The 23,356-nt window shown below is 38.4% G+C and carries 23 protein-coding genes and 1 other RNA gene; 16 read left to right on the top strand and 8 right to left on the bottom strand.

Going from position 1 to position 23,356, the window contains the following annotated elements; translation table 11 throughout:
• Positions 1 to 176 precede the first annotated feature (176 nt).
• Together ssrA and smpB are read right to left on the bottom strand one after the other, a co-directional pair.
• Positions 177 to 526, bottom strand: a transfer-messenger RNA (tmRNA) gene (gene ssrA, locus H4J66_RS16095).
• A gap of 94 nt (positions 527 to 620) precedes the next feature.
• Entirely contained in the window at positions 621 to 1,103 is a 483-nt protein-coding gene (smpB, locus tag H4J66_RS16100; RefSeq protein WP_070377008.1) for an SsrA-binding protein SmpB, read from the bottom strand.
• A gap of 150 nt (positions 1,104 to 1,253) precedes the next feature.
• Between smpB and H4J66_RS16105 the strand changes: the two genes are divergently transcribed.
• Positions 1,254 to 1,694: an SRPBCC family protein gene (locus tag H4J66_RS16105; protein WP_070374314.1), complete on the top strand. Its 441-nt coding sequence runs from the start codon at positions 1,254 to 1,256 to the stop codon at positions 1,692 to 1,694.
• Positions 1,687 to 2,067, top strand: a complete 381-nt coding sequence (locus H4J66_RS16110; protein ID WP_182175996.1) for an RnfH family protein — start codon at positions 1,687 to 1,689, stop codon at positions 2,065 to 2,067. The genes H4J66_RS16105 and H4J66_RS16110 overlap by 8 nt, the downstream gene beginning before the upstream one ends.
• 69 nt (positions 2,068 to 2,136) lie before the next feature.
• Here the strand turns inward: H4J66_RS16110 and H4J66_RS16115 are convergent, their stop codons facing one another.
• From H4J66_RS16115 to nadK, 3 genes are all read right to left on the bottom strand, one after another.
• Positions 2,137 to 2,484: an outer membrane protein assembly factor BamE gene (locus tag H4J66_RS16115; RefSeq protein ID WP_070374311.1), complete on the bottom strand. Its 348-nt coding sequence runs from the start codon at positions 2,482 to 2,484 to the stop codon at positions 2,137 to 2,139.
• Between the two features lie 134 nt (positions 2,485 to 2,618).
• On the bottom strand, positions 2,619 to 4,307 hold the full coding sequence (gene recN, locus H4J66_RS16120) for a DNA repair protein RecN (protein ID WP_182175997.1): 1,689 nt from the start codon (positions 4,305 to 4,307) through the stop codon (positions 2,619 to 2,621).
• A 109-nt stretch (positions 4,308 to 4,416) separates the two neighbouring features.
• Positions 4,417 to 5,298, bottom strand: coding sequence for an NAD(+) kinase (gene nadK / locus H4J66_RS16125; RefSeq protein WP_182175998.1), 882 nt, complete (start codon positions 5,296 to 5,298; stop codon positions 4,417 to 4,419).
• A gap of 456 nt (positions 5,299 to 5,754) precedes the next feature.
• Between nadK and grpE the strand changes: the two genes are divergently transcribed.
• From grpE to dnaJ, 3 genes are all read left to right on the top strand, one after another.
• Entirely contained in the window at positions 5,755 to 6,408 is a 654-nt protein-coding gene (grpE, locus tag H4J66_RS16130) for a nucleotide exchange factor GrpE (protein ID WP_182175999.1), read from the top strand.
• A gap of 281 nt (positions 6,409 to 6,689) precedes the next feature.
• Complete coding sequence (dnaK, locus tag H4J66_RS16135) at positions 6,690 to 8,603, top strand: molecular chaperone DnaK (RefSeq protein WP_070374307.1); 1,914 nt, start codon at positions 6,690 to 6,692, stop codon at positions 8,601 to 8,603.
• A 156-nt stretch (positions 8,604 to 8,759) separates the two neighbouring features.
• Entirely contained in the window at positions 8,760 to 9,899 is a 1,140-nt protein-coding gene (gene dnaJ / locus H4J66_RS16140) for a molecular chaperone DnaJ (RefSeq protein WP_182176000.1), read from the top strand.
• Between the two features lie 96 nt (positions 9,900 to 9,995).
• Here dnaJ and H4J66_RS16145 read toward each other — a convergent pair whose 3' ends face one another.
• Positions 9,996 to 10,844, bottom strand: a complete 849-nt coding sequence (locus H4J66_RS16145) for a choice-of-anchor H family protein (RefSeq protein WP_182176001.1) — start codon at positions 10,842 to 10,844, stop codon at positions 9,996 to 9,998.
• Positions 10,845 to 11,110: 266 nt separating this feature from the next.
• Here H4J66_RS16145 and H4J66_RS16150 point away from each other — a divergent pair, with 266 nt between their 5' ends.
• The 5 genes from H4J66_RS16150 (at position 11,111) to H4J66_RS16170 (ending at position 15,839) form a co-directional block, all read left to right on the top strand.
• Positions 11,111 to 11,398, top strand: a complete 288-nt coding sequence (locus H4J66_RS16150) for a PepSY domain-containing protein (protein WP_182176002.1) — start codon at positions 11,111 to 11,113, stop codon at positions 11,396 to 11,398.
• A gap of 5 nt (positions 11,399 to 11,403) precedes the next feature.
• The gene (locus H4J66_RS16155; RefSeq protein WP_070374303.1) at positions 11,404 to 12,078 is read left to right on the top strand and encodes a response regulator transcription factor; all 675 of its coding nucleotides are present in this window, start codon (positions 11,404 to 11,406) and stop codon (positions 12,076 to 12,078) included.
• Positions 12,079 to 12,104: 26 nt separating this feature from the next.
• Entirely contained in the window at positions 12,105 to 13,442 is a 1,338-nt protein-coding gene (locus H4J66_RS16160) for an ATP-binding protein (protein WP_182176003.1), read from the top strand.
• A 105-nt stretch (positions 13,443 to 13,547) separates the two neighbouring features.
• Positions 13,548 to 15,014: a DUF3300 domain-containing protein gene (locus tag H4J66_RS16165; protein WP_182176004.1), complete on the top strand. Its 1,467-nt coding sequence runs from the start codon at positions 13,548 to 13,550 to the stop codon at positions 15,012 to 15,014.
• 156 nt (positions 15,015 to 15,170) lie between these two features.
• Positions 15,171 to 15,839: a hypothetical protein gene (locus H4J66_RS16170; protein WP_182176005.1), complete on the top strand. Its 669-nt coding sequence runs from the start codon at positions 15,171 to 15,173 to the stop codon at positions 15,837 to 15,839.
• Positions 15,840 to 15,913: 74 nt separating this feature from the next.
• Here the strand turns inward: H4J66_RS16170 and H4J66_RS16175 are convergent, their stop codons facing one another.
• Positions 15,914 to 16,387, bottom strand: coding sequence for an Lrp/AsnC family transcriptional regulator (locus H4J66_RS16175; RefSeq protein ID WP_070374299.1), 474 nt, complete (start codon positions 16,385 to 16,387; stop codon positions 15,914 to 15,916).
• Between the two features lie 289 nt (positions 16,388 to 16,676).
• Between H4J66_RS16175 and H4J66_RS16180 the strand changes: the two genes are divergently transcribed.
• Genes H4J66_RS16180 through H4J66_RS16205 form a run of 6 tightly spaced genes read left to right on the top strand, consistent with a single transcriptional unit; the run spans position 16,677 to position 22,466 of the window.
• Positions 16,677 to 19,466, top strand: coding sequence for a monovalent cation/H+ antiporter subunit A (locus H4J66_RS16180; RefSeq protein ID WP_182176006.1), 2,790 nt, complete (start codon positions 16,677 to 16,679; stop codon positions 19,464 to 19,466).
• Complete coding sequence (locus H4J66_RS16185; RefSeq protein WP_182176007.1) at positions 19,466 to 19,810, top strand: Na+/H+ antiporter subunit C; 345 nt, start codon at positions 19,466 to 19,468, stop codon at positions 19,808 to 19,810. The genes H4J66_RS16180 and H4J66_RS16185 overlap by 1 nt, the downstream gene beginning before the upstream one ends.
• A complete protein-coding gene (locus tag H4J66_RS16190) occupies positions 19,807 to 21,324 on the top strand; it encodes a monovalent cation/H+ antiporter subunit D (RefSeq protein WP_182176008.1) in 1,518 nt (505 codons plus the stop codon). The genes H4J66_RS16185 and H4J66_RS16190 overlap by 4 nt, the downstream gene beginning before the upstream one ends.
• A complete protein-coding gene (locus tag H4J66_RS16195) occupies positions 21,324 to 21,860 on the top strand; it encodes a Na+/H+ antiporter subunit E (protein WP_070374295.1) in 537 nt (178 codons plus the stop codon). Before H4J66_RS16190 ends, H4J66_RS16195 begins: the two co-directional genes overlap by 1 nt.
• On the top strand, positions 21,854 to 22,123 hold the full coding sequence (locus tag H4J66_RS16200) for a K+/H+ antiporter subunit F (protein ID WP_182176009.1): 270 nt from the start codon (positions 21,854 to 21,856) through the stop codon (positions 22,121 to 22,123). The genes H4J66_RS16195 and H4J66_RS16200 overlap by 7 nt, the downstream gene beginning before the upstream one ends.
• A gap of 10 nt (positions 22,124 to 22,133) precedes the next feature.
• Positions 22,134 to 22,466: a Na+/H+ antiporter subunit G gene (locus H4J66_RS16205; RefSeq protein ID WP_182176010.1), complete on the top strand. Its 333-nt coding sequence runs from the start codon at positions 22,134 to 22,136 to the stop codon at positions 22,464 to 22,466.
• 366 nt (positions 22,467 to 22,832) lie between these two features.
• Here H4J66_RS16205 and H4J66_RS16210 read toward each other — a convergent pair whose 3' ends face one another.
• Positions 22,833 to 23,339: a type II secretion system protein gene (locus H4J66_RS16210; RefSeq protein WP_182176011.1), complete on the bottom strand. Its 507-nt coding sequence runs from the start codon at positions 23,337 to 23,339 to the stop codon at positions 22,833 to 22,835.
• Positions 23,340 to 23,356 lie beyond the last annotated feature (17 nt).

Here is a 23,356-nt window from a genome sequence, read left to right on the forward strand (position 1 = left end):
ATTTTCGCGTGTACCAGTGTTATTTTTTGACGATGGTAAAAAAGTGTCAAAATCGTGCCATTCTGTAGCCCATTTAGGACTATCTGAGACCAATTGGGTATCAGAAACAAAAAAGCTACAGTCCCTATTTCTAGGGGCTATAGCTTGATTTAACTGGCTTTCGTCAGTCTTTAATGTGGTGGAGCGGGGGGGAATCGAACCCCCGTCCAAAAAGCCTACATCCTTGGTACTACATGCTTAGTCGATTATTTGTTTAACCAATTAGACGCCAACCGACAGGCTTCGTCATGGTGAGCTTAATACTATTTCGCGGTTCAGCCTTAAGCGTGCTTCCCTCGCTATCCTATTTGGGGTGACCATCGATCCTCTAAACAATAGGAGAATTTTTGAGGCGATGGCTAGCCTAAGCGGCTAGTGCGAACGTATCGTCGTTTGCAATTATAGTTTTGCGGCTTTTTACCAGGCAAACCGCCCCTGGGCATGCACCTCGGGTTTCATGAATCTTGTCGAATCCTAGATCCGCCCCAAAGTTTTTACATCTTAATTATAAACTTATTCAGTCTATAAAGCGCATTGTACAGCGCTTCTTTTAAATAAACAACGTGTTAATTGTTAACTTGTTATCGATCTAAATTCTTATTTTTCATTAATCGGCCTTTATCAACAGCCCATTCTCTGTCTTTGATATCAGAACGCTTATCATGGTCTTTCTTACCTTTACCCAAATAAAATTCGAGTTTGACCCAATTTGCTTTCCAATACATCGCCGTGGCAATTAATGAATAACCATCACGCTCTACAGCGGCAGTTATTTTCTCTAATTCACGTCGATTCAATAGTAACTTGCGGTCACGATTAGGTTCGCATACTACGTGACTAGAGGCAGCATTGAGCGGCATTATTTCAGCACCCAATAAATAAGCTTCACCGTTTTTTACGTGTACATAACAATCAGAGATATTAACTTTTCCGCTACGGATACTTTTAATTTCCCAACCCTGCAGGCTCATCCCACCTTCAAACTTATCAGTTAAAGAATAGTTATGACGAGCTTTTTTGTTTAACGCAATAGTATTGCTGTTTGATTTTTTTTTCTGTGCCATTATATTTCCATTTTGTTTGCCATCAAAAATAGCAATCGCAAACATTATACGGAGAATTATTGATATTTGAATGATTAATTTCAATTTTTCTCTTTAATGCCTTTTGCTCACGGCTTTGTTATCATTACCCTTTAAAGTTGAGGAAAATAAATGCCCGTAATTAGTCGCAGCGCTTTAGTGATGTATAGCGTTGACCAAATGTATCAATTAATTAATGATATTGTTGCTTATCCTCAATTTATTCCCAATTGTGGTGACAGTAAGATAATTTCTCAGCAAGGTAATGAAGTTACCGCTGCTTTGATGGTTTCGAAGGGGGTTCTAAAAAAATGGTTTACCACCAAGAATACCTTGATTGGTAATAATAAAGTGCAACTCGATTTAGTTGACGGTCCTTTTAAAAAGTTGACAGGTTACTGGCAACTAACTGAATTATCTGAAGAAGCTTGTAAGATTAGTTTACATTTAGAGTATGAGTTTTCGAGTAAAGTATTCGATTTGGCATTTGGCCGTGTTTTTACAAGTTTGACCAATAATATGGTACAAGCTTTTACACAAAGAGCTAAAGAGGTTTATCATTCTAATGGTTGATAGCATAGAGATAGAGCAAGAACTTGCTCAACGTAAAATACAAATAGAAGTTGTTTATGGACTACCCGATAGACAAAAGCTATTAACGCTTTTAGTCGATGAAGGCACCTTGTTAGAGCAAGGTATTATTGCTTCAGGCATTTTATCTGATTTTGAAGAAATAGACTTAACCGTAAACAATGTCGGTATTTGGAATCGCGCCGCTAAATTAACGGATACTTTACGAGATTTAGACCGTATTGAAATATATCGACCTTTAATTGCTGACCCAAAAGAGGTTAGAAAGCGCCGAGCTGAAAAAGCAAAAGATGAAGGACGTGCCGATAAAGTTACCGGTGGTCGTGTAGACCCGCGTCGAAATAAAGCCAGCTAAAAAGCATCGTAAAATTTAAAGTAAAAAAAACGGCTATTAAGGCCGTTTTTTATGGGGCTAAAATATTTTTTAGTTAACCATAGGAACGTAAAAGTTGTCACCTAAGACAAAGTCACCTTCTGCGCTGGCTAATAATTCATTATCAAAATAGAGGATAAATTTCTTCTTAACGTTAAACTCTTCACTTCGACCTGATTTTAATAAGTAAACATAGTGCAATGTATCATTGCCAAAGGCATCGTTAACAACAGGGCTGCCAAGTACAAATTTTACTTGTTCTTTAGTCATGCCAATTTGAAGCTTGTCGATATCTTTTTGTTCTAAAAAGTTTCCCTGAGGAATGTCAAAACGATAGACCCAGCTTGAGCAGGCAGAAAGAGATAGGGCAATAGTAATGGCTAAAATGCGAAATAACATGTTTTTTCATTTATCCTAATAAGTTCGAATGGGGATGATAACTAAGCCCGCGAAGAGATACAAAACTATTTTCAATTTATTTTGCACCTTTGTGCCTCAACTCGGTTTATTTACTTAACGTTAAAATTAATTTATTAACCGGCAAGTAACTCTTGAGCATTAGCCAAGCTGTTATCTGTTATTTTATTCCCCGCTAATAAGCGAGCAATTTCTTGGACTCTGCCATTAGCACTTAGTTCCGTTACTTTTGTTTCTGTAAACTCGCCATCGGTTAATTTACTGACAAATAACTGTTGATGCCCTTTGCAAGCGACCTGTGGTAAATGTGTTACACAAATAACTTGGGTGTTTTGGGCTAATTCTTGTAGCTTGCTACCGACCATTGCCGCTGTTGGGCCACTGATACCGACATCAACTTCATCAAATATTAAGGTCGGTGTGATCACCTTGTCCGCCAAAATAACCTGCATGGCTAAACTAATACGTGATAATTCGCCACCAGAAGCAACTTTGTTCATTGCTTCTAATTTTTGACCTGGGTTAAGGCTAATAAGAAAGTTTATTTCATCAAGGCCAAACGGTGATAAAGCTTCAACATTAACTTGCTGTACCGATACGTCAAATATGCCGTTGTTCATATTGAGCTCTTTCATGCTCAGCGTGATTTTTTTACTGAGTTTTTTAGCCGACTTTACTCTTGATGTTGATAACGCCTGAGCAGATTGTTGGTAATGTACCTTAGCTTTTTCAATGTCTATGTATGCTGTATCTAGTCTTGAACCGTCTGAATTTATGACATGTAAGGCTTGTTTTATCTCTAAGTGTAACGTTGGCAAATGCTCGGGTGCCACTTGATGTTTCTTAGCGAGTTGAATAGCGAGCGAGTAGCGGTCTTCAATCATTTGATAAGCTTCTGGGTCGAGTTCAAGCTTGTCGTAGTAGTGCTTTAGCTCATCATTAGCATCTTCAACAAGAATAAGTGCTTCGCTCAAGGTGTTAGCAATATTTGCTAACTTAGGATCCATATGAACTAAATCATTCAATTGTTCGCAGTTGTTTCTTAGGCTGTCTGAAATATTATGATTTTCGTTTTCAGACAAAGTTTGCAATGCTTTTAAAGTGCCGGTCAATAATGACTGACCGTTACTATGACGCTTGTAATCACTTTCTAGAATTTGAAATTCACCCGTTTGTAGTGAAAATTCGTCTAGCTCGGTCACTTGGTATTGTAATAATTGCAGTTTTGCTTCGCGTTGTTCTTTACTTTCTTGTAACTGTTTTAGTTCTGTATTGAGATTTCGCCATTGCTGATAGTAATATTGAACGTCGTCTAATAAGTGCTGATGATCGGCATACTCATCAAGTATTTTTCGCTGTTGTGCCGGCTTAACAATGAGTTGGTGATCGTGTTGGCCATGAATACTTATTAAAAATTGTGCAATATCTTTAAGTTGGGCAAGCGGAACTTGGCTACCGTTAATGTAGGCCTTTGAGCGTCCTTCAGCTGATATTACTCGGCGTAAAATACATTCACAATCTAACTCAGCATCGTGTTCGTCTGTTAGGGAGAGGCCATTTTTTTTAAGCCATTTTTGTGCGGAAATGTTTTTGTTAATATCAAAGGTTGCGGCTAACTCTGCTTTTTTAGTATTGGGTCTTACAACATTAGTGAGCGCTCTATCGCCTAAACATAAACCTAAGGCATCAATAGCTATTGATTTACCCGCACCTGTTTCTCCGGTGATGGTTGTCATACCTTTGCGCCAATCTATATCTAGGGAGCGCACAATGGCGAAGTTTTGAATGTTAAGATGTAAAAGCATGAGGAACCAATTCACTGTATAAATATGTATACCTGTTAATTTATACAGTAAAGTGGTTTTGTGCAAGTGTTAATCGAATAAAAATTCAACAGCTTGAATTTGTTAAAAATTAATAAAGCTTATTGCCCCAACTTAATTTATTACGCAGTACATTAAAGTAGTCATGGTCTAGAGGATGAACTAATCTCAGCGTATATTCACTTTTTCTGATAATAACTTCATCACCTGGTAATACCGCTAAAATAACATGGCCATCACAACTTACTTGTAAGTTTTCATAGTTCTCATTGGCGAGTAATAATTTTATTTCACTATTGCCGTCGACGACTATGGGTCTACTGGTCAGGGTGTGTGGAAACATCGGCACCAACGATAAGGCATTTAAATTGGGTGTTAAAATTGGACCACCTGCCGACATTGAATAGGCGGTTGAGCCAGTAGGTGTTGACACGATTAAGCCGTCAGAGCGTTGGCTGAACATAAAGCTACCATCAATGTAAACTTCAAATTCAATCATGCTGGCTACTTTTCCTGCGTGTAGCACTGCTTCATTGACCGCACTGTTAGAGCTTTTCAATTTTCCGTGGCGATAAACTTCTGCCTCAATAATAAAACGTTGCTCAGCGCGCGACTCGCCACGTAAAATTTTCTCAAGTGGTTCAATTAATTCATCGGGCGATAAATCGGTAAGAAAGCCTAAGTTCCCTCTGTTTACACCAATAACACCGATATCAAAACATGATAGAACCCTTGCGGCACCTAACATATAACCATCACCGCCCACGACTATAGCCAGGTCAGCTTGTTCACCAATTTCTACTACGGTACCAATCGTTAGATTATCGATATCGATTGATGGGCCAACTGAGCTTTCAATTAATACCTGATAGCCTTGACTGGTAAGGAATTGATAGAGCGCTGTTATTGTTGCGCTGGCTCCTTCGTGATTTGGTTTGCCTATTAAACCTATAGTGTTATAAATTTTGCTCATGTCTACGCAGTAAGTTGTTTGTATCTTAGGATTAATAATAGTTTCGCTGTATTTTCATGGCTTGTAAAGTTGACTTTTTTATAAATTATTTACTGAGTAGCATTTTGATTAAATTTCCGCTTCAGCGAGATTTGAAAGATTTAGGGCTAAGGTATTAATTGAAGAGAATAGTTCTTCATTGTCAAAACTAATAACCTAGGCTGTAGGCCTTTTAAAATATAACTTTTGACGTTTTTTGGCGATTAGATACCTGCAGGTAATTGCTTTTCTATAGAGTGACTTTATACAAAAAAATGATATTTTTCCTCAAAACACTGACAAGCGCTCAGTAACAACAAACTTAATTAAATTGGTATTTAAGCTTGAATCGTAGCAAGAAGTCCCCATAATTAGCGTTATCAGATTTATATAACCTTTATATTGTTAAATATATTATTAGTTTATTTTGGAGCTTTCATGACTAATGAGTCAACAGAAAACAAAAATACAGCTGAAGCATCAACAGAAGCTTTAACGCCCGAAGAAATTATGGCGCAAGAAATTATCGACCAAGCTGAAGAGCAAGTCGAAGTTCAACATATTCATGCCCATGAAGTGATTAGTGCCGAGCAAGAAAAGATTAACGAACTTGAGTTAAGCCTTTCTTCAGCGCAAACCACTATTGCAGATCAAAAAGACTCTGTAGTTCGTGCTAAAGCCGAAGTTGATAATATTCGCCGCCGTAGTGCACAAGACGTCGATAAAGCACGTAAATTTGCTTTAGAAAAATTCGCTGCTGAAATGTTAGTGTCAGTAGACAATTTAGAACGTGCTTTACAGAATATAGATAAAGAAGATGAAAACAATACCGGCATTATTGAAGGTCTTGAATTAACCCTACAAGGTTTAATTGCTTCGTTAGAAAAATTTGGCGTTAAAGGAGTTGATCCACAAGACCAACCTTTTAATCCTGAATTACATCAAGCTATGTCTATGCAAGAAGTTCCAGGCGTTGCGCCAAACACCGTTATTGCTGTGATGCAAAAAGGTTATGAACTCAATGGCCGTTTAATTCGTCCAGCGATGGTAATGGTTTCTAAATCTGCTCCGGTAGTTGATACCACAGCATAAAAAATATCATTAAAAAAAGCGGTAAGAAGTTTCTATAAAACTTCTTACCGCTTTTTTGTTTTTAGCAGGCAAATAAGTTTTATTAGGGTGTTTTATCGCTATCGGTGAGAAACAACAAAAAAATCTTCACAAATAGCTAAATAATGAAATAAATTTACTTTTTTTCTTGAAAATTAGTTGAAAAGGATTTTACTGCCCCCACTATTTGTTTCATCAACAGGTTTATTAAAAAATCTTACTTTAATAAGCTTTATTTTAATTAGTATTCGGAGATCCTCAAGATGGGCAAAATAATCGGTATTGACCTAGGGACAACAAACTCTTGTGTTGCTGTACTAGATGGCGGCAAAGCACGTGTAATTGAAAATGCAGAAGGCGATCGTACAACTCCTTCAATTATTGCATACACAGAAGATGGCGAAACGTTAGTAGGTCAACCTGCTAAACGCCAATCTGTTACAAACCCAAAAAATACATTATACGCCATTAAGCGTTTAATTGGTCGTCGCTTTGAAGACGAAGAAGTTCAGCGTGATATTAAAATTATGCCATTTGGTATTGTTAAAGCTGACAACGGCGATGCTTGGGTTACAACACGTGATAAGAACGTTGCGCCACCACAAGTTTCAGCTGAAGTTTTAAAGAAAATGAAAAAAACTGCTGAAGACTTTTTAGGCGAAGCAGTAACAGAAGCAGTAATTACAGTTCCTGCTTACTTCAATGATTCACAACGCCAAGCAACTAAAGATGCGGGTCGTATTGCTGGTCTTGAAGTTAAACGTATTATCAATGAGCCAACTGCTGCTGCTCTTGCTTACGGCATGGACAAGCAAGAAGGCGATAAAGTTATTGCTGTTTACGACTTAGGTGGTGGTACTTTCGATATTTCAATTATTGAAATTGATGAAGTTGAAGGCGAGCACACGTTTGAAGTATTAGCGACCAACGGTGATACTCACTTAGGTGGTGAAGATTTTGATAACCGTTTAATCAACTATCTTGTTGCTGAATTTAAGAAAGACCAAGGTATGGATTTAACGACTGATCCTCTTGCAATGCAGCGTTTGAAAGAAGCAGCAGAAAAAGCTAAATGTGAGCTTTCTTCAGCACAACAAACAGATGTTAACTTACCTTACATCACAGCTGACGGCAGCGGCCCTAAGCATATGAACATTAAAGTAACGCGTGCTAAATTAGAGTCTTTAGTTGAAGACATGGTTAAAGCAACGTTAATACCATTAGCACAAGCGCTTAAAGACGCAGACTTATCAGTAAGTGATATCAATGATGTTATCTTAGTTGGTGGTCAGTCACGCATGCCAATGGTACAAAAAGCAGTAACAGAATTTTTCGGTAAAGAACCTCGTAAAGATGTTAACCCTGATGAAGCCGTTGCCGCAGGTGCAGCAATACAAGCAGGTGTTCTTTCTGGTGATGTAACTGACGTACTTTTATTAGACGTTACGCCATTATCATTAGGTATCGAAACAATGGGCGGCGTGATGACGAAAGTTATCGATAAAAACACCACTATCCCAACTAAACAGTCACAAACCTTTTCTACAGCTGACGATAATCAAGCTGCGGTAACGGTTCATGTTGTTCAAGGTGAGCGTAAGCAAGCGTCTGCAAACAAATCTTTAGGTCAATTTAACCTTGAAGGTATCGATGCAGCACCACGTGGAACACCACAGATTGAAGTAACTTTCGATATTGATGCTGATGGTATTTTACACGTAACAGCTAAAGATAAGAACACAGGTAAAGAACAGAAGATTACCATTAAAGCTTCTTCTGGTTTATCTGATGAAGAAGTAGAACAAATGGTACGTGACGCAGAAGCTAACGCTGATGAAGATGCTAAGTTTGAAGAATTAGTTAAAGCACGTAACCAAGCTGACGGTCTAGTTCATACCACTCGCAAGCAAATTGTAGAAGCGGGCGATGACTTACCAAGCGAAGACAAAGAAAAAATTGAAACAGCATTAACTGAACTTGAAACTGAGATCAAAGGCGACGATAAAGAAGCGATTGAAGCTAAATCTCAAGCCGTTATCGAAGCATCAGCTAAGTTAATGGAAATTGCTCAAGCGAAAGCCGGTGCTCAAGAAGGCGCTCCTGAATCAGACGGCGCTGCGCCAGCTGATGACGATGTTGTTGACGCTGAATTTGAAGAAGTTAAAGAAGACAAATAGTCTTCAATAACGGAAAATATATAAGCGCTGGTTTAAAAACCAGCGCTTCTTACGTTAAAAATCGTTATAAAATGCCATTGAAAATAGCTAACTATTTATAATGTCATTTTACTTAATTAATATCTAAAATTTCAACACCAGTTAAAAGAAGTCACTATGTCAAAACGCGATTATTATGAAGTGCTAGAAGTATCAAAAGATGCGTCTGAGCGTGATATCAAAAAAGCCTACAAACGTTTAGCGATGAAGCTTCATCCTGACCGTAATGCCGGTGATAAAGACAAAGAAGAGCTATTTAAAGAAGTTAAAGAAGCTTATGAAATTCTAAATGACGACCAAAAACGTGCTGCATTTGATCAGTACGGTCATGCGGCATTTGAACAAGGTGGCAATGGCGGCGGTGGTTTTGGCGGTGGCTTTGGCGGCGGTGGTCAAGATTTTGGTGATATTTTTGGTGACATTTTTGGTGGTGGCCGCGGTGGCGGACGTCAGCAACGTCAACAACGCGGTTCAGATCTTCGCTACAACTTAGAGTTAAGCCTTGAAGATGCCGTTCGGGGTAAAACCTTAGAAATTAAAGTACCAACTTATGTGAGTTGTGATCCATGTGATGGCTCTGGCGCTAAAAAAGGCACAACTGTGAAAACATGTTCAACATGTCATGGTCATGGTCAAGTACAAATGCGTCAAGGTTTGTTTGCTGTTCAGCAAACGTGTCCAACGTGTAATGGTAAAGGTAAAGTCATTCAAACACCTTGCCCTATATGTCGTGGTCAAGGTCGTGTAGAAAAAACGAAAACACTTTCAGTGAAAATACCGCCAGGTGTAGATACAGGTGACAGAATTCGTTTGTCAGGCGAAGGTGAAGCTGGTGAACATGGTGCACCTGCAGGTGATTTATATGTACAGGCAAATGTACGTGACCATAAAATATTTGTCCGTGATGAAAACAACCTTTATTGTGAAGTTCCTATTAGCTTTACCACAGCAGCATTGGGTGGCGAAATAGAAGTACCAACACTTGAAGGTAAAGTGAAGCTGAAAATACCCAAAGAAACGCAAACGGGTAAAATGTTCCGTTTACGTGGTAAAGGTGTTAAATCAGTACGCAGCCACTCAATAGGCGACTTAATGTGTAAAGTTGTTCTAGAAACACCGGTTAACTTGTCTGGCGATCAAGCGGATTTACTGCGCCAGTTAGATGACAAAATGGGTAAAAGCACTATAAAGCATAGCCCTAAAGAGACAGGCTTCTTTGATGGCGTTAAAAATTTTTTTGATGACCTGAAAAGCTAAAGTACTGCCATTCGATGAGCTAAAAGCTTGTTGAAATGTAGACATTAAAAAAAGCCACAAATTTGTTTGTGGCTTTTTTGTTTTTCTGGCTAATGATTAATGGCGCTTTACTCGCATAAGTATACCACTGAGTAATACCAATAATAGACCAAACAGACTGCCGCCATGAGTCTGTCTGATCTCGACGACTTCTATTACTTCGATGACTTCAGTATAAACCTGGTCATACTCAGCACTTTCTAACGGCAGTGCGTATAACGCGTTACTGTCATCTGCACTGTAATTCGCAGCAATACCCTGATAACCGACTTGATATAAGTCGATTAACACATCGTAGTGATCACTTTCATAGCCCGACATAAATGTAGAAATAACTTCGTATTCATCGGCATCAGTATCACCTTCTATAAGAAAATTATCTGTGGTGAAATAGTGCTGCCAAGGGCCACCATTTTTACTGAGGTAGAGTAAAGCATACACTTCGGCGAGGTGATTTTCGCTATAGCTATATACGTCTGCATCAAAAGTCACACTGAAAGTTTGATAATAGCCATCTCTGTCATAATCTTCTTGCAGAAAACTCGCCGCACTATAAATACTGAACTGTTGATCATAGTGGTTACTCACTTTTTGTGTGGCTTCACCACTTTTTACTTGTGCAGTGTTCTTGGCTTGATTATTAAGTGTATAGCCTCTTATGTGGGCATTCGTTTTGCCGCTGACTTGATCGGATAGCTCGGCTAGCTTATTCGTTGCAATTATTCTTTTTCGCTGTGACTCAGTGATACTGTGTTTAAGTGCTCCTTGAGAAACACTAGCGGGTAAAACCTTTAATTCGCTGGCAGTGACATGAGTTAAAGGTAATACGCTAAAGGTTATCAATAACATTATTTTTTTAAGTGAATTCGCGTGAACTGACTTCGCTGCTTTATTATTTATTAGCATAATATATCCTACCGGCTTTGTTTAGTGTTGCTATTAAAGCGCAGTAAAGATGAATGTAAGCTGAACACTTTATTGGTAAGCTTTGATATATCTGTTGATATATCTGTTGATTTATCAGCAGGAACTCCAATTACCTCCACGTTATAAAATCGATATAGCGGCTTTAAAGAAATGTTCAGCTGATATTCAGTTGCCAAGGTATATAATTTTAAATAAGCTATGGCTATGTATAGTTAGACTCTTTTAACGTCGTCTTTGGAATAACCATGAAATTTGCTTTACCGTTAGTTTTTCTTTTTATCGCGATACTTTCTCTTGATGCAATGGCTCAAGGAACGGGTGTATCAGCAAGTACTATGCAAAAAAATAATCAGCAACAGTTGAAAGTGAAAAGTAGTAAAGATGCCGCAAAATTAGCTAAAAGTCGTTTTGGTGGAAAAGTGTTAAAAGTTGAGAATAAAAAGTCGGGTTATCGGGTAAAATTAATTAAAACCGATGGTCATATCATTTCTATTTATGTTGATGCTAAGACAGGGAAGATTAATGGAGGGTGATCACTATGCGGTTGTTATTTATTGAAGACGATATTGCTTTACAGCAAAACCTATATGCCCACTTAACTGCCGCTCATTATCTAGTCGATGTGGCGAGTGATGGCGAAACAGGCTTATTTCAAGGGCAAGAATATCCATACGACGCTGCTATTATAGATGTTGGTTTACCTATAATAGACGGTATCAGTGTGATTAGATCTCTGCGTGAAAAAAATATCGACTTTCCCATTTTGGTGTTAACTGCAAGAGATAGTTGGCAAGATAAAGTGGCTGGTTTAGATGCTGGAGCCGATGATTATTTAACCAAACCTTTTCAAGCTGAAGAATTACTCGCCCGCTTAAATGCACTGATCAGGCGTTCTGCAGGGCAAGCAAGTCCATTAATAAAGAATGGCCCGTTAAGTCTTAATACCAAAAGCTTGCAGGTTGAAGTCGATAATAAGGCAATAAAGTTAAGTAGTTCAGAATATAAGTTACTTGAGTATATGATGCTTCACCTTGACGAAGTGACGTCAAAGGCAACACTGACTGAACATATTTATGACCAAGACTTCGATCTCGATTCAAATGTTATTGAAGTATTTATCAGGCGCTTAAGAAAAAAACTCGACCCAGATAATAGTTATGGTTTTATCGAAACCTTGCGCGGCCATGGCTATAAATTAAAGCGGTTAGATTAATGAGGTCACGTGGATATACCAAGTAAATGAACTCTTTAAAAGTTCGATTATTATTAAGTACGTTAGCGATGACGGTAGTGATGCTGCCTATTATTGGCTTAACCTTATCGAATGCCTTTGAACGGCAATTAAATGTAGCGTTGAAAAACGAGTTAAAAGCCTATAGTTATTCTATTTTTACTGTGGCAGAAGTTGAAAATAATCTCTTGTTAATGCCAGATCTCTTACTAGAAAACCAATTCAATATTAACCAATCAGGCTTGTATGCCTTAATTACCAAACGGTCAAAAGAAACGCAAATAGGTGCGATAAAAAACAAAATACTTTGGCAATCACAATCTCTGCTGACCTTTTCTCTAACGGCGGTATTACCATCGCCTGATGTTGGGCAAACACTGATTTCAAAGATAAACCTAGCGGACAGACCTCATCTACTTTATAGCTTTAGTGCGAGTTTTTCTGATAACGGCCAAGACTTTGAAATAACACTGCACCTGATAAAAGACCAACGAGCCTTGTTAAACGCCCTCAATGACTTTGAAAAAACATTATGGGCATGGCTGCTGGCATTAATGGTTGTCTTTGTTTTTGTACAAATTTTCTGGTTGTTATGGACCTTAAAACCATTAACCGTATTATCTCAAGAGCTTGAGCATATAGAAAAAGGGCAAAAGAAAGCCTTAGACGCCAACTATCCTCTTGAATTACAACCGGTGACACAGCAACTAAACGCCTTACTGGCATTGGAAGAAAACCAACGAAAACGCTATCGTAATGCCTTGTCAGACTTAGCGCATAGCCTTAAAAATCCACTGGCCGTTATTCAAAGCCAACAGGATATTTCAGCAAGTGCTGGTGAACAACTAACATTAATTAATAACATTATTGAACATCAACTCAAAAGAGCTCAAAGTGCCGGGCAGTCTTCATGGCATTTAGGCGTGAAAATTAAGCCCGTAGTTGACAAGCTGATCAGCACGTTAGCGAAAATATATCATGATAAGAATTTATCATTTGCCGTCAATGTTGATGCAAGTGCAATATTTAAGGGTGATGAAGCCGATTTAATGGAGATTTTAGGAAATCTTCTCGATAACGCCTGTAAAGCGGCTAAGCAGAAAATTGCCATTAGTGTGATTAGTTCTGCAAAAATATTAACGATTGAAATTGCCGATGATGGCGCGGGTATCGAAGCATCTCAACGCGAAATTATTTTATCGCGTGGCGGCAGAGCAGACACCTATCAAGCCGGTCATGGTATTGGTTTAGCTATTGTTAATGATTTAGTCAGTAGTTATCAAGGCCAATTAACCATCAGCAACTCAACAACACTGAATGGTGCTGTTTTTACACTGGTCTTTTAAACCTTTGTAAGCTTTGTTAACAAATAACCGAGGAAGCTGTTCAGGTTACGTTCAGTTTAGTGTTGTTATCTTTGTGTTCTAGAATTAGTCATAAGGATTATAACGATGAAAAAAGTCACGTTTTTATTCAGCTTTGCTGCCTTAGTTAGCTTTAACTTGTACGCTGAGTACCAGCCTTCACAGTCAGCGCTTCAGCAACAAGTGCAACAAGAGCAGCAGCTATTTAGTGAAGCTGAATTAGCACAAATGCTAGCACCCATTGCACTTTATCCCGACAGCTTATTAACTCATATTTTAATTGCTGCTACCTATCCTATTGAAATAACCGAAGCCCATCGCTGGCTAAAGAAAAACACCAGGCTAAATACTGAGCAAGTGGCTCAAGCGGTAAAAGATTTTAATTGGGATGCCAGTGTTAAAGCATTAGTGGCTTTTGAGCGTATTCTTAGCCGACTGAGTGAAGATTTAACCTGGACTCAACAGCTCGGTGATGCTTTTTTACAAGATGAGTCGATATTATTAGAAAGTATTCAACAGTTAAGAAAGCAAGCTCTACTTGCCGGAAACCTGGGTGAAATGGATAATATGGAGGTTAGCTATCAAGACAGTAATATTGTTATTGAAGCAAGAGAGAAGGAGATTGTTTATGTGCCGTATTATGATACACGCATGGTTTATGGTGCTTGGCATTGGTCATCTTATCCTCCTATTTACTGGCAACCTCAGCGTAGTGTTTATGTAAGTCGCTCCAATCCTTTCTATTGGCATGCTGGCGTTCATATTTCGTTTGATTATTTTTTTAGTGCTTTTCATTGGCATAATCGCCAGGTGGTTGTAGCGAATACTCGTCGTTCTTCATATCGCTACTATGAACAGCGTCCTCGTCACTTAATTGCTAATGGTGGCTATGCTAAACGTTGGAGACACCAGCCCGTTCACCGTAAAGGTGTGGCTTATCGAAACAAGCATACTCGCGTTAAGTATAAGGACAAGCGAGTAAGGAGCAGCGAATCTAGCAATAGAAATCATGCTGTCGTGCACAATAAGCTACAAGGTAATACCAAGCGAGCTCTATCTACCATAAGGCACAAGCCCAATGAAAGCGCTCGACGAGTAAACCGTATAACTGACAAGGCGACAAACACTTTTTCAAAACCTGTATCAAAGCCGACAACAAGACAGCACAGATCTTCTGATCAGTCTAAAAAAACTAAAGCCGAAAAGGTTTACCGAGCGAGTCGGACTGTAAATAAAGAAAGGCCCAAACAGCTTGCCACTAACATCGATAAGAAAAGTGCCAAGCAGCATACTTATCGTTCTGTTGATACTTCAATTAGTTCTAAAAGACAAGGTCCAAACAAAAAGCATGATAACCAAAGTAGGGTCATTAAAACAAAGCGTTCAAACGAAAAGCATAATAAACAAAGTAGGATTGTTAAAACAAAGCGTTCAAACGAAAAGCATAATAAACAAAGTAGGATTGTTAAAACAAAGCGTTCAAACGAAAAGCATGATAAACAAATTAGGATAGTTAAAACAAAGCGTTCAAAGACTGATAAGCAACGATATTAGCCACTTTATATTTATAGTGCTGTATCTTTTAAAAGAAATTGGTTGAATGTTAATTCATTTAGCCTTTTTTTATAGATGGTTTATAATCACCTTTTATAATTAGACCAAGCACTCGTTTGGGTCTAACGTCAAATACATTTTATCGAGCGAACTTTAATGAAAAGACTTTTACTTGTTTTACTCTTAATTATATTAAATTCAACCAGCTTTGCTAATGAAGAAGTTGAAGAGTTACCGCCAATAGATCCTTCATTTATGGGTGAACATAATATGGTGCTCTTTGTTCAGCGCTCTGCTATATATGCTTCGGTGATGACAACATATGACAGACCAAGTAATGTGCAGTTATTATATAAAATTGAGAATAAAAATTTAGCACTTTTGCAAACCGTACGTGATGGGCAATTAACGACGATAAAAGCCGAAACTTTTAATTTGCAACGTTTGATGCGAGGCGAGGAAATAGTCATTATGGCTGATGTATACGCAGGGCATTTTTCTCGAGGGGGGATGTTGGTTTATGAAAATATACCCTTAACCTTTGCTAAAAAATTATACGTTCGTGAACTTGACGATATAAAGGATTCAAGTAATCAGCAAGAGTATGACGTTGTTGATTTGAAAAAGAATTATAAAATTTATATTCATAAAATTCAAAAAGCACCTAGTTTTTCACAGATACTAAATATTGATTTAGAAGCAGGGTGCTTGCCACGTTTTCGTACTTCAGTAGCTGTGCCAAAAGAAACTGAACTGCTGTATAAGTTCCTCAATTGCGGCACAATAAGTCCACTCTATTTTGAAAGCATAGACTTTGAAAAATAATTATTATAAATAGAAGCCTTCTTTAAAACGAGGCTTCTAGCGTTAAAGCACGATTGTATAATGATTTAGACTGATTAGTCCTCATCATCAAAGTTGGGCAATACCCCGCTGCGACTGTGCTCAAAAATAAGGGAGGTTTCTACGGTGGTTACTTCGTCTCTTGAGGTAATTGCATTGAAGACAAACTGTCGTAAATGTTCACTGTCTTTAACTGACATATGAATGAAGTAATCATAGCTGCCGCCCATGTGATATAAGCTAACAATTTCAGGAAGTTTAAGTAAATCGTCGCGAAGGTTGTTAACAATATCTTCAGAATAGGGCTGCAAACGAATAGCGGCAATGGCTTCTATATTTCCACCTAAACTTTTGAAATCAATCTCGATACAAGCGCCGGTAATTATATTTTTATGTTTCATACGCTTTACACGCTCTAAACACGTAGAAGGTGCCACCCCTATTTGAGAAGCTAACTCTTTATTAGTGATATCAGCATCGCGATATAAAATGGTTAAAATGCGTAAATCTATATCATCTAATTTTTTCATTATGGTAAGTCTTCTATTTATATAGTAAATTAACACTATACCGACTATTCTCTTATTAACCAATGCACTGTGGTTGATAATCAAACAATTGTCGAATAAACAATGCTTTTCCGAATATTCATCGTTTAACTTTTATTCAGTTTATACTAAAGTGCTTTAAATTAATTTCAATTACACTTTTATAAGGAGATACTGTTGTTAAATTTAGCTTGGCGACATATTATGTCTATGTTCCGATGTCATTACTTCTCATTATAAAAATAATAATAAAAATAAAAAGGCTTACTCTATGACTTTGCTTTGGATACCCCTGCTATCGTTACTCGGCAGTATTATTTCCTCAAGAACGGGAAAATTAACACGTAATCAATCAACTGCGTTGACGTTGTTAATGCCGATCATTGCATTATTCATGACAATTAGCTTAGCGCCAGCTATTTTTGCTGGCAAAGTTATTAGGGAAACAATCTCTTGGATCCCTTTACTAGGTATAGATATCGCCTTTCGTTTAGATGGCTTAGCGCTGTTATTTGTATTTATGATCTTAGGAATAGGCATATTAGTTATCTTTTATGCCCGTTATTACCTCAGTAGTAAAGATTCTATGCCCAAGCTCTATGCTTATTTGATGTTATTTATGACAGCGATGCTTGGTATTGTCATGTCGAATAATATCATTCAGCTCTGGTTTTTTTGGGAGCTAACCAGTATTAGTTCGTTTTTGTTAATTAGCTATTGGTGGCATAAACCTGAGGCACGTAAGGGCGCAATTATGGCCTTAATCGTAACCGGTGGTGGTGGTTTAGCATTACTGGCGGGTTTGCTTTTACTGGGTAATATCGTTGGTAGTTATAATTTAGATGCGATATTAGCGAGCAGAGAAATTATTCAAGCGCATGCTTGGTATGAAATCACTTTAATTTTAGTCTTATTGGGCGCTTTTACAAAATCGGCACAGTTTCCTTTTCACTTTTGGCTACCTCATGCTATGGCTGCGCCAACGCCGGTAAGTGCTTATCTACATTCTGCTACTATGGTAAAGGCTGGGATTTTCTTATTAGCGCGCTTTTATCCTGCATTAGCGGGAACCGATATATGGTTTATTCTGGTGAGTTTAACCGGATTAACTACCATGTTACTCGGCGCTTATATTGCGTTATTTAAACATGATTTAAAAGGGCTGTTAGCCTATTCAACGATCAGTCATTTAGGGTTAATCACCTTATTATTCGGTTTGGATACTAAGCTTGCCGCTGTTGCCGCCATTTTTCATATAATCAATCATGCCATATTCAAAGCTTCATTATTTATGGCAACGGGTATTATTGACCATGAAACGGGTACGCGTGACATGCGGAAACTTAACGGTATGTGGCGATTTATGCCTTATACGGCGACGTTAGCCATGGTTGCTGCGGCCGCGATGGCGGGTGTACCGCTGTTAAATGGTTTCTTGTCTAAAGAAATGTTTTTTGTTGAAACATTGCACCAACAATTACTTGGGTCAATGTCTTGGCTTATACCTGTACTTGCTACCGTTGCAGGAGCATTAGCTGTCGCTTACTCAGCTCGCTTTATTCACGATGTTTTCTTTAATGGTGACCCTATTGATTTACCTAAACAACCCAGTGAGCCACCGCGTTATATGCGAGTGCCTATCGAAATACTGGTCGCTTTATGTTTAATTGTCGGGGTATTTCCTAACTTTATTATTGATGATATTTTAAAAGCAGCGTCTTTTGCCGTACTCGGTGGATATGTTCCTGAATTTAAAGTTGCGTTATGGCACGGTTTTAATTTGCCACTCTTGATGAGTGCTATAGCAGTAATCGGTGGTTTATTTATATATACCCAGCGACGTTATCTATTTCAATTTCAGGCATCTATGCCTAGCTTGAACGCCAAGAAGACTTTTGATGACAGTATATATCTCATTACAAAGTGGAGTCAGCGAAAAATAAACGACATAGAAAATGGTTCTTTACAACGTTATCTAATGTTGATGTTTGTTTTTGTTTTAATCTTTGCTGGTTGGCCATTATTTGAAATGCACCAACTCGGCGGGCAAAAAGAATTGACGCCCATTGATCTTCATAACGCAATTGGCGCAGCATTATTAATGATTGGCGCAATAAGTACGGTGATTTGGTATCGTGCAAGAGTGGTGTCGTTGTTGATGATATCAGTTGTCGGTTTGATGGTGTCTGTCGTGTTTACTCGCTTCTCAGCACCTGATTTAGCCTTAACGCAATTAACGGTTGAAGTCGTCACTATTGTTTTACTGATGTTGGCCTTGTTTTTCTTACCACAGCATTCCCCCAAAGAGTCTAGCTCTACGCGTGTGGTACGCGATTTAGGTATCTCTGCGGCTTTAGGGGTTGTGGTCGCGAGTATTTGCTATGCATTAATTACTCGCCCACTTGAGTCAATATCAGAATTTTTCTTAGCCAATGCTAAAACAGGTGGCGGTGGTACCAATGTTGTTAATGTGATTTTGGTTGATTTTCGTGGCTTTGACACTTTAGGTGAAATTTGCGTATTAGGTATTGCTGCGCTGGGTATTTATAAGCTTTTAATCAACCTACCGTTACTTCTTCCTGTTAGGGATAGTCAAGGGCGACTATGGGCGAAAGAACGTTACCCTATTTTATTAGCCAGTATTTCTCAGTCATTACTCCCCTTGGCATTAATGATCTCGTTTTATATTTTCTTACGTGGTCATAATCTTCCCGGTGGTGGATTTATTGCAGGTTTAGTGACCTCAGTTGCCTTTATTTTACAGTATATTGCACATGGCTCAGCCTGGATATCTACTCGTTTAACGATTAATTATCGGAAAATTATTGCCTCAGGAATTGCTATTGCGACACTTACTGGTGTGGGTAGCTGGTTCTTTGGTAGGCCGTTTATGACTACTTGGTTTGACTATTTCGATATTCCCATCATTGGTAAAATTGAACTTGCCAGTGCACTGATCTTTGATCTGGGTGTTTATATTACAGTTGTAGGTGCGACATTAATGATATTGGCAAGTCTCGGTCAATTAGCGAACGGGCCTAAAGAAGAGGTGAAAACTTAATGGAATTACTTTACGCATCCTGCGTTGGGCTTTTAGTGTCTTGTGGCGTATTTCTAATCTTACGTTCGAGAACGTTCCCTATCGTATTAGGGTTAACAATGTTTTCTTACGCGGTTAACTTATTTCTGTTTTCATCTGGGCGACTTAGCATTAATAATGCTGCGGTGCTTGGAACTTCTGCAGAATATACCGATCCATTGCCACAAGCTTTAGTGTTAACCGCGATAGTTATTGGTTTTGCAATGACTGCCTTCGTGGTTATTTTAGCTATCAGAGGGCGAGCAGATTTAGGCAGTGACCATGTAGATGGCCAGCCAGAAAAAGATAAAAAGGTAAATGTATGATCCAGAATTTGACCTTTTTACCAATTTTATTGCCGATTCTTGCGGGTGTTATTTTATTGATGCCTCCCTTTGGCTCCAATAAAAGTACCCGAAGAGTGGCTTCTGTCTTACTCAGCGTTTTTACTTTTGCCGTCTCATTGGCTTTACTCCTCAAAGTCCAAGCTGATGGTACTCAGGTTTATGCTATCGGCGATTGGAGTGCACCTTTTGGTATTGTACTTGTTGCTGATCCCCTTTCAACATTATTAGTGTGTTTAACGACATTGCTCGGTGTTGTCTGTGTGTTATATGCGAGTGCCGGAGATGATGATAAAGGGAGTTTTTTTCATCCACTTGTACATTTTTTAATTTTAGGGGTCAATGGCGCATTCTTAACCGGTGATGCCTTTAATCTATTCGTTTTTTTTGAAGTCTTACTTATCGCCTCGTATTCGTTGTTAATGCACGGTGGAGATAAAAAAAATACCCGAGTTGCTTTGCAGTACGTGATTCTTAACCTGGTTGGTTCAGCAATTTTCTTGATCGCTTTAGGGATTTTATATGGTGTATTAGGCACACTAAATATGGCTGACATGGCTCAGAAAGTAGCACTTTTACAAGGTGATGATGTTTACTTAGCCAAAATAGGTGGGATGTTATTATTGGTGGTCTTTGCTTTAAAAGGCGCTTTGTTACCACTACATTTGTGGTTGCCCAATACTTATGCAACAGCAATGCCTGTTGTCGCTGCATTATTTGCCATTATGACAAAAGTCGGCGTCTATTCAATGATGCGTGTTTATACGCTTATATTTGGTGATGAAGCGGGCGAATTAACTCATATGGCGCAAAGTTGGTTGTGGTGGTTAGCGATTGCTACAATTGCTATGGGCGCGGTAGGTGTTTTAGCCAGTAAAGATTTAAGAAAGTTAATCGCTAATTTGGTGATTGTGTCGGTGGGTACCTTGGTTGCATTAGTTGCGGTACAAACTATTGAAGCAACTTCCGCAGCTATCTATTACTTAGTGCACTCAACGTTAGTTACAGCAGCACTCTTTATTTTAGCTGATTTAATTGGCCGCCAGCGTGGTGATGTTGCCGACCGTATTTCTGCAGGCTCTGCTGTTTCTCAACCGAAGTTGCTTGGCGCTTGTTTTTTAATTGCAGCGATTGCGGTGATAGGTATGCCACCTTTGTCTGGTTTCATTGGAAAAGTATGGCTGCTTAAAGCAACTTTAAATGCTGAATATACCTTAGTGTTTTGGCCAATATATCTCTTTGCAAGTTTAGCTATATTATTTGCTGTGTCTAAAGCCGGTAGCACGTTGTTTTGGCATCATCATGCTAAAATAACCACTGATACTAAGCAAGAACGTGTTCATCCAGCGCAATTAGTCGCCTTGCTTATTCTCATCTCTGGCGCACCATTAATGACCATTTTTGCTGGACCGTTAAGTGAGTATGCCATTGGTGCAGCTACCCAGTTACATGATTTTAATAATAATATTAAACTTATCCTTTCAGGAGGACAGTAATGCGATTAGAAACACGATTTAAATGGCTACCCGCCCCTTTAATGAGCCTGGTACTATTTACTGTTTGGTTGGTGTTGAATAACAGCTTGTCAGCCGGGCATATTTTCTTAGCCACTACTTTAGCGATAGTCATTCCTTTGGTGACTAGTCCGTTTAGAACAAAGCAACCCATCATTATTAAGCCTGGTTTAGCGCTACGCCATTTAGCGTTGGTTTTATATGACATTATTACGGCGAATGTTCAGGTTGCTATTTTAATATTAGGGCCGACTAAAAAATTAACACCTGGGTTTGTTAAAGTACCATTAGACTTAACACATAGTTTGCCCATTACTATTTTAGCAAGTACTGTGTCATTAACGCCAGGCACTGTTAGTGCCGAAGTGTACCCTTGGAGAGAAAGCTTAAGTGAAGGTGAAAAGCTTGAACAACAGTTTTTGCTAATACACGTTTTAGATCTTAAAGATGAACAGGCCTTAATAAAAATGATTAAACAACGTTATGAAGCGCCTCTTAAGGAGATGTTTCAATGTTAGAAACTGTGATTTCAATTGTTTTTGCTATGATAGGTTTGTCGTTATTATTAAATGTATGGCGCTTATTAATGGGACCCTCTATACCCGATAGAATACTTGCACTCGATACGATGTATATCAATACAATCGCCTTGATCATTTTATACGGTATGAGTATGGGCACTGCATTATATTTTGAAGCAGCGCTGTTAATCGCTATGTTAGGATTTGTTAGTACTGTTGCGGTATGTAAGTATTTGCTGCGTGGCGATATTATAGAGTAAGGGGTAAGTTATGGTAGAATGGATTATTTCAATATTATTATTAATTGGCGGCTCTTTTGTACTCGTTGGCTCTATTGGCTTAGTAAAAATGCCAGATTTTTTTATGCGACTTCATGGACCCACTAAAGCTACAACACTCGGCATGGCATCCTTGCTAACTGCTGCGATGATCTTTTTTAGTACCACTCATACAGGGTTTAGCGTAAAAGAAATACTGATCTCGCTATTTTTATTACTTACTGCACCTATCAGTGCCTATATGATGATTAAAGCGGCTATTCATCACAAGCTTGAGAGTATAGAACGCACAAAAGGCATAGATAACATTGAAGATGATGTTTAATCTTTTCTAGCGTTAACTCAATAAAGTAGCTGTTAAATTTAAAACACTGAGCATCTTGATGTTCAGTGTTTTTTTATGGTCTTCTTAATAACCATACCCAATACATTTAGACTTAACATCTATAGAAAAAAGGCTAAAGTTATTGGCTTTTGCAATGATCACTTTTGCTACAAAGAAGACATTAGCACTAAAAGGCTAAAGTTGATTTCGGATTAGTTTTTGTATCGATAACTCCTCGTTAAGAGGCAAATAATATGTTGGCTAAAATAAGCGAGGCACGAGTAAATAGCCAACTGTTATTTGTCCTGCCTTAACGACTTGTGATGTGTATTACTCCTTGATTTTTAATATTTACTTACTACTTGATTAGAGCGAAACATCTATAGTTACTTCTCCGTTTAGAGAATTATAAAAGATAGAATACTCAGACTCTACAAAGTAAGTAAATGTACAACTATTGGCACTATACGTTACTTGAAAATCTTGCGTTGTATTAGTTGCTACCGTGGGAGAGTTAGTGTCCAAAACAGCTTCCCACACAGATATACAGTCTGCTGTGTTGTTAAGCTGAGGATTTGCTTCAAATGGAAACCAACTTTGAGCAGGCCAACCAAAAGTATTCATATCCATTAAACTTGTTCCGGTACCATACAGATCAAGGTTGTCTACTGGTCCACTATGGCCACCCGCGAGCCATTTTATATGTGCTAATGATATGGCACTTTTAAAAGCACCACCCGTACCTGAAACAACAGCAGCATGTGCATCACTTTGCAAATTAATAAATTTTGGTAGAGCAGTTGCAGAAAGAATACCTAATATTACAATAACAACAACTAACTCTATCAACGTAAAGCCTTTAACTTTATTCACTGCTTACATCCTAAATG

The sequence above is a fragment of the Colwellia sp. MB3u-55 genome, assembly GCF_014076785.1.
In the GTDB taxonomy this organism is placed as follows: Bacteria; Pseudomonadota; Gammaproteobacteria; order Enterobacterales; family Alteromonadaceae; genus Colwellia_A.

What these genes read in the sequence shown, in the direction of transcription:
- smpB (WP_070377008.1), bottom strand. Translation starts at nt 1,103, where the DNA reads ATGGCACAGAAAAAAAAATCAAACAGCAATACTATTGCGTTAAACAAA.
- H4J66_RS16105 (WP_070374314.1), top strand. Translation starts at nt 1,254, where the DNA reads ATGCCCGTAATTAGTCGCAGCGCTTTAGTGATGTATAGCGTTGACCAA.
- H4J66_RS16110 (WP_182175996.1), top strand. Translation starts at nt 1,687, where the DNA reads ATGGTTGATAGCATAGAGATAGAGCAAGAACTTGCTCAACGTAAAATA.
- H4J66_RS16115 (WP_070374311.1), bottom strand. Translation starts at nt 2,484, where the DNA reads ATGTTATTTCGCATTTTAGCCATTACTATTGCCCTATCTCTTTCTGCC.
- recN (WP_182175997.1), bottom strand. Translation starts at nt 4,307, where the DNA reads ATGCTTTTACATCTTAACATTCAAAACTTCGCCATTGTGCGCTCCCTA.
- nadK (WP_182175998.1), bottom strand. Translation starts at nt 5,298, where the DNA reads ATGAGCAAAATTTATAACACTATAGGTTTAATAGGCAAACCAAATCAC.
- grpE (WP_182175999.1), top strand. Translation starts at nt 5,755, where the DNA reads ATGACTAATGAGTCAACAGAAAACAAAAATACAGCTGAAGCATCAACA.
- dnaK (WP_070374307.1), top strand. Translation starts at nt 6,690, where the DNA reads ATGGGCAAAATAATCGGTATTGACCTAGGGACAACAAACTCTTGTGTT.
- dnaJ (WP_182176000.1), top strand. Translation starts at nt 8,760, where the DNA reads ATGTCAAAACGCGATTATTATGAAGTGCTAGAAGTATCAAAAGATGCG.
- H4J66_RS16145 (WP_182176001.1), bottom strand. Translation starts at nt 10,844, where the DNA reads ATGCTAATAAATAATAAAGCAGCGAAGTCAGTTCACGCGAATTCACTT.
- H4J66_RS16150 (WP_182176002.1), top strand. Translation starts at nt 11,111, where the DNA reads ATGAAATTTGCTTTACCGTTAGTTTTTCTTTTTATCGCGATACTTTCT.
- H4J66_RS16155 (WP_070374303.1), top strand. Translation starts at nt 11,404, where the DNA reads ATGCGGTTGTTATTTATTGAAGACGATATTGCTTTACAGCAAAACCTA.
- H4J66_RS16160 (WP_182176003.1), top strand. Translation starts at nt 12,105, where the DNA reads ATGAACTCTTTAAAAGTTCGATTATTATTAAGTACGTTAGCGATGACG.
- H4J66_RS16165 (WP_182176004.1), top strand. Translation starts at nt 13,548, where the DNA reads ATGAAAAAAGTCACGTTTTTATTCAGCTTTGCTGCCTTAGTTAGCTTT.
- H4J66_RS16170 (WP_182176005.1), top strand. Translation starts at nt 15,171, where the DNA reads ATGAAAAGACTTTTACTTGTTTTACTCTTAATTATATTAAATTCAACC.
- H4J66_RS16175 (WP_070374299.1), bottom strand. Translation starts at nt 16,387, where the DNA reads ATGAAAAAATTAGATGATATAGATTTACGCATTTTAACCATTTTATAT.
- H4J66_RS16180 (WP_182176006.1), top strand. Translation starts at nt 16,677, where the DNA reads ATGACTTTGCTTTGGATACCCCTGCTATCGTTACTCGGCAGTATTATT.
- H4J66_RS16185 (WP_182176007.1), top strand. Translation starts at nt 19,466, where the DNA reads ATGGAATTACTTTACGCATCCTGCGTTGGGCTTTTAGTGTCTTGTGGC.
- H4J66_RS16190 (WP_182176008.1), top strand. Translation starts at nt 19,807, where the DNA reads ATGATCCAGAATTTGACCTTTTTACCAATTTTATTGCCGATTCTTGCG.
- H4J66_RS16195 (WP_070374295.1), top strand. Translation starts at nt 21,324, where the DNA reads ATGCGATTAGAAACACGATTTAAATGGCTACCCGCCCCTTTAATGAGC.
- H4J66_RS16200 (WP_182176009.1), top strand. Translation starts at nt 21,854, where the DNA reads ATGTTAGAAACTGTGATTTCAATTGTTTTTGCTATGATAGGTTTGTCG.
- H4J66_RS16205 (WP_182176010.1), top strand. Translation starts at nt 22,134, where the DNA reads ATGGTAGAATGGATTATTTCAATATTATTATTAATTGGCGGCTCTTTT.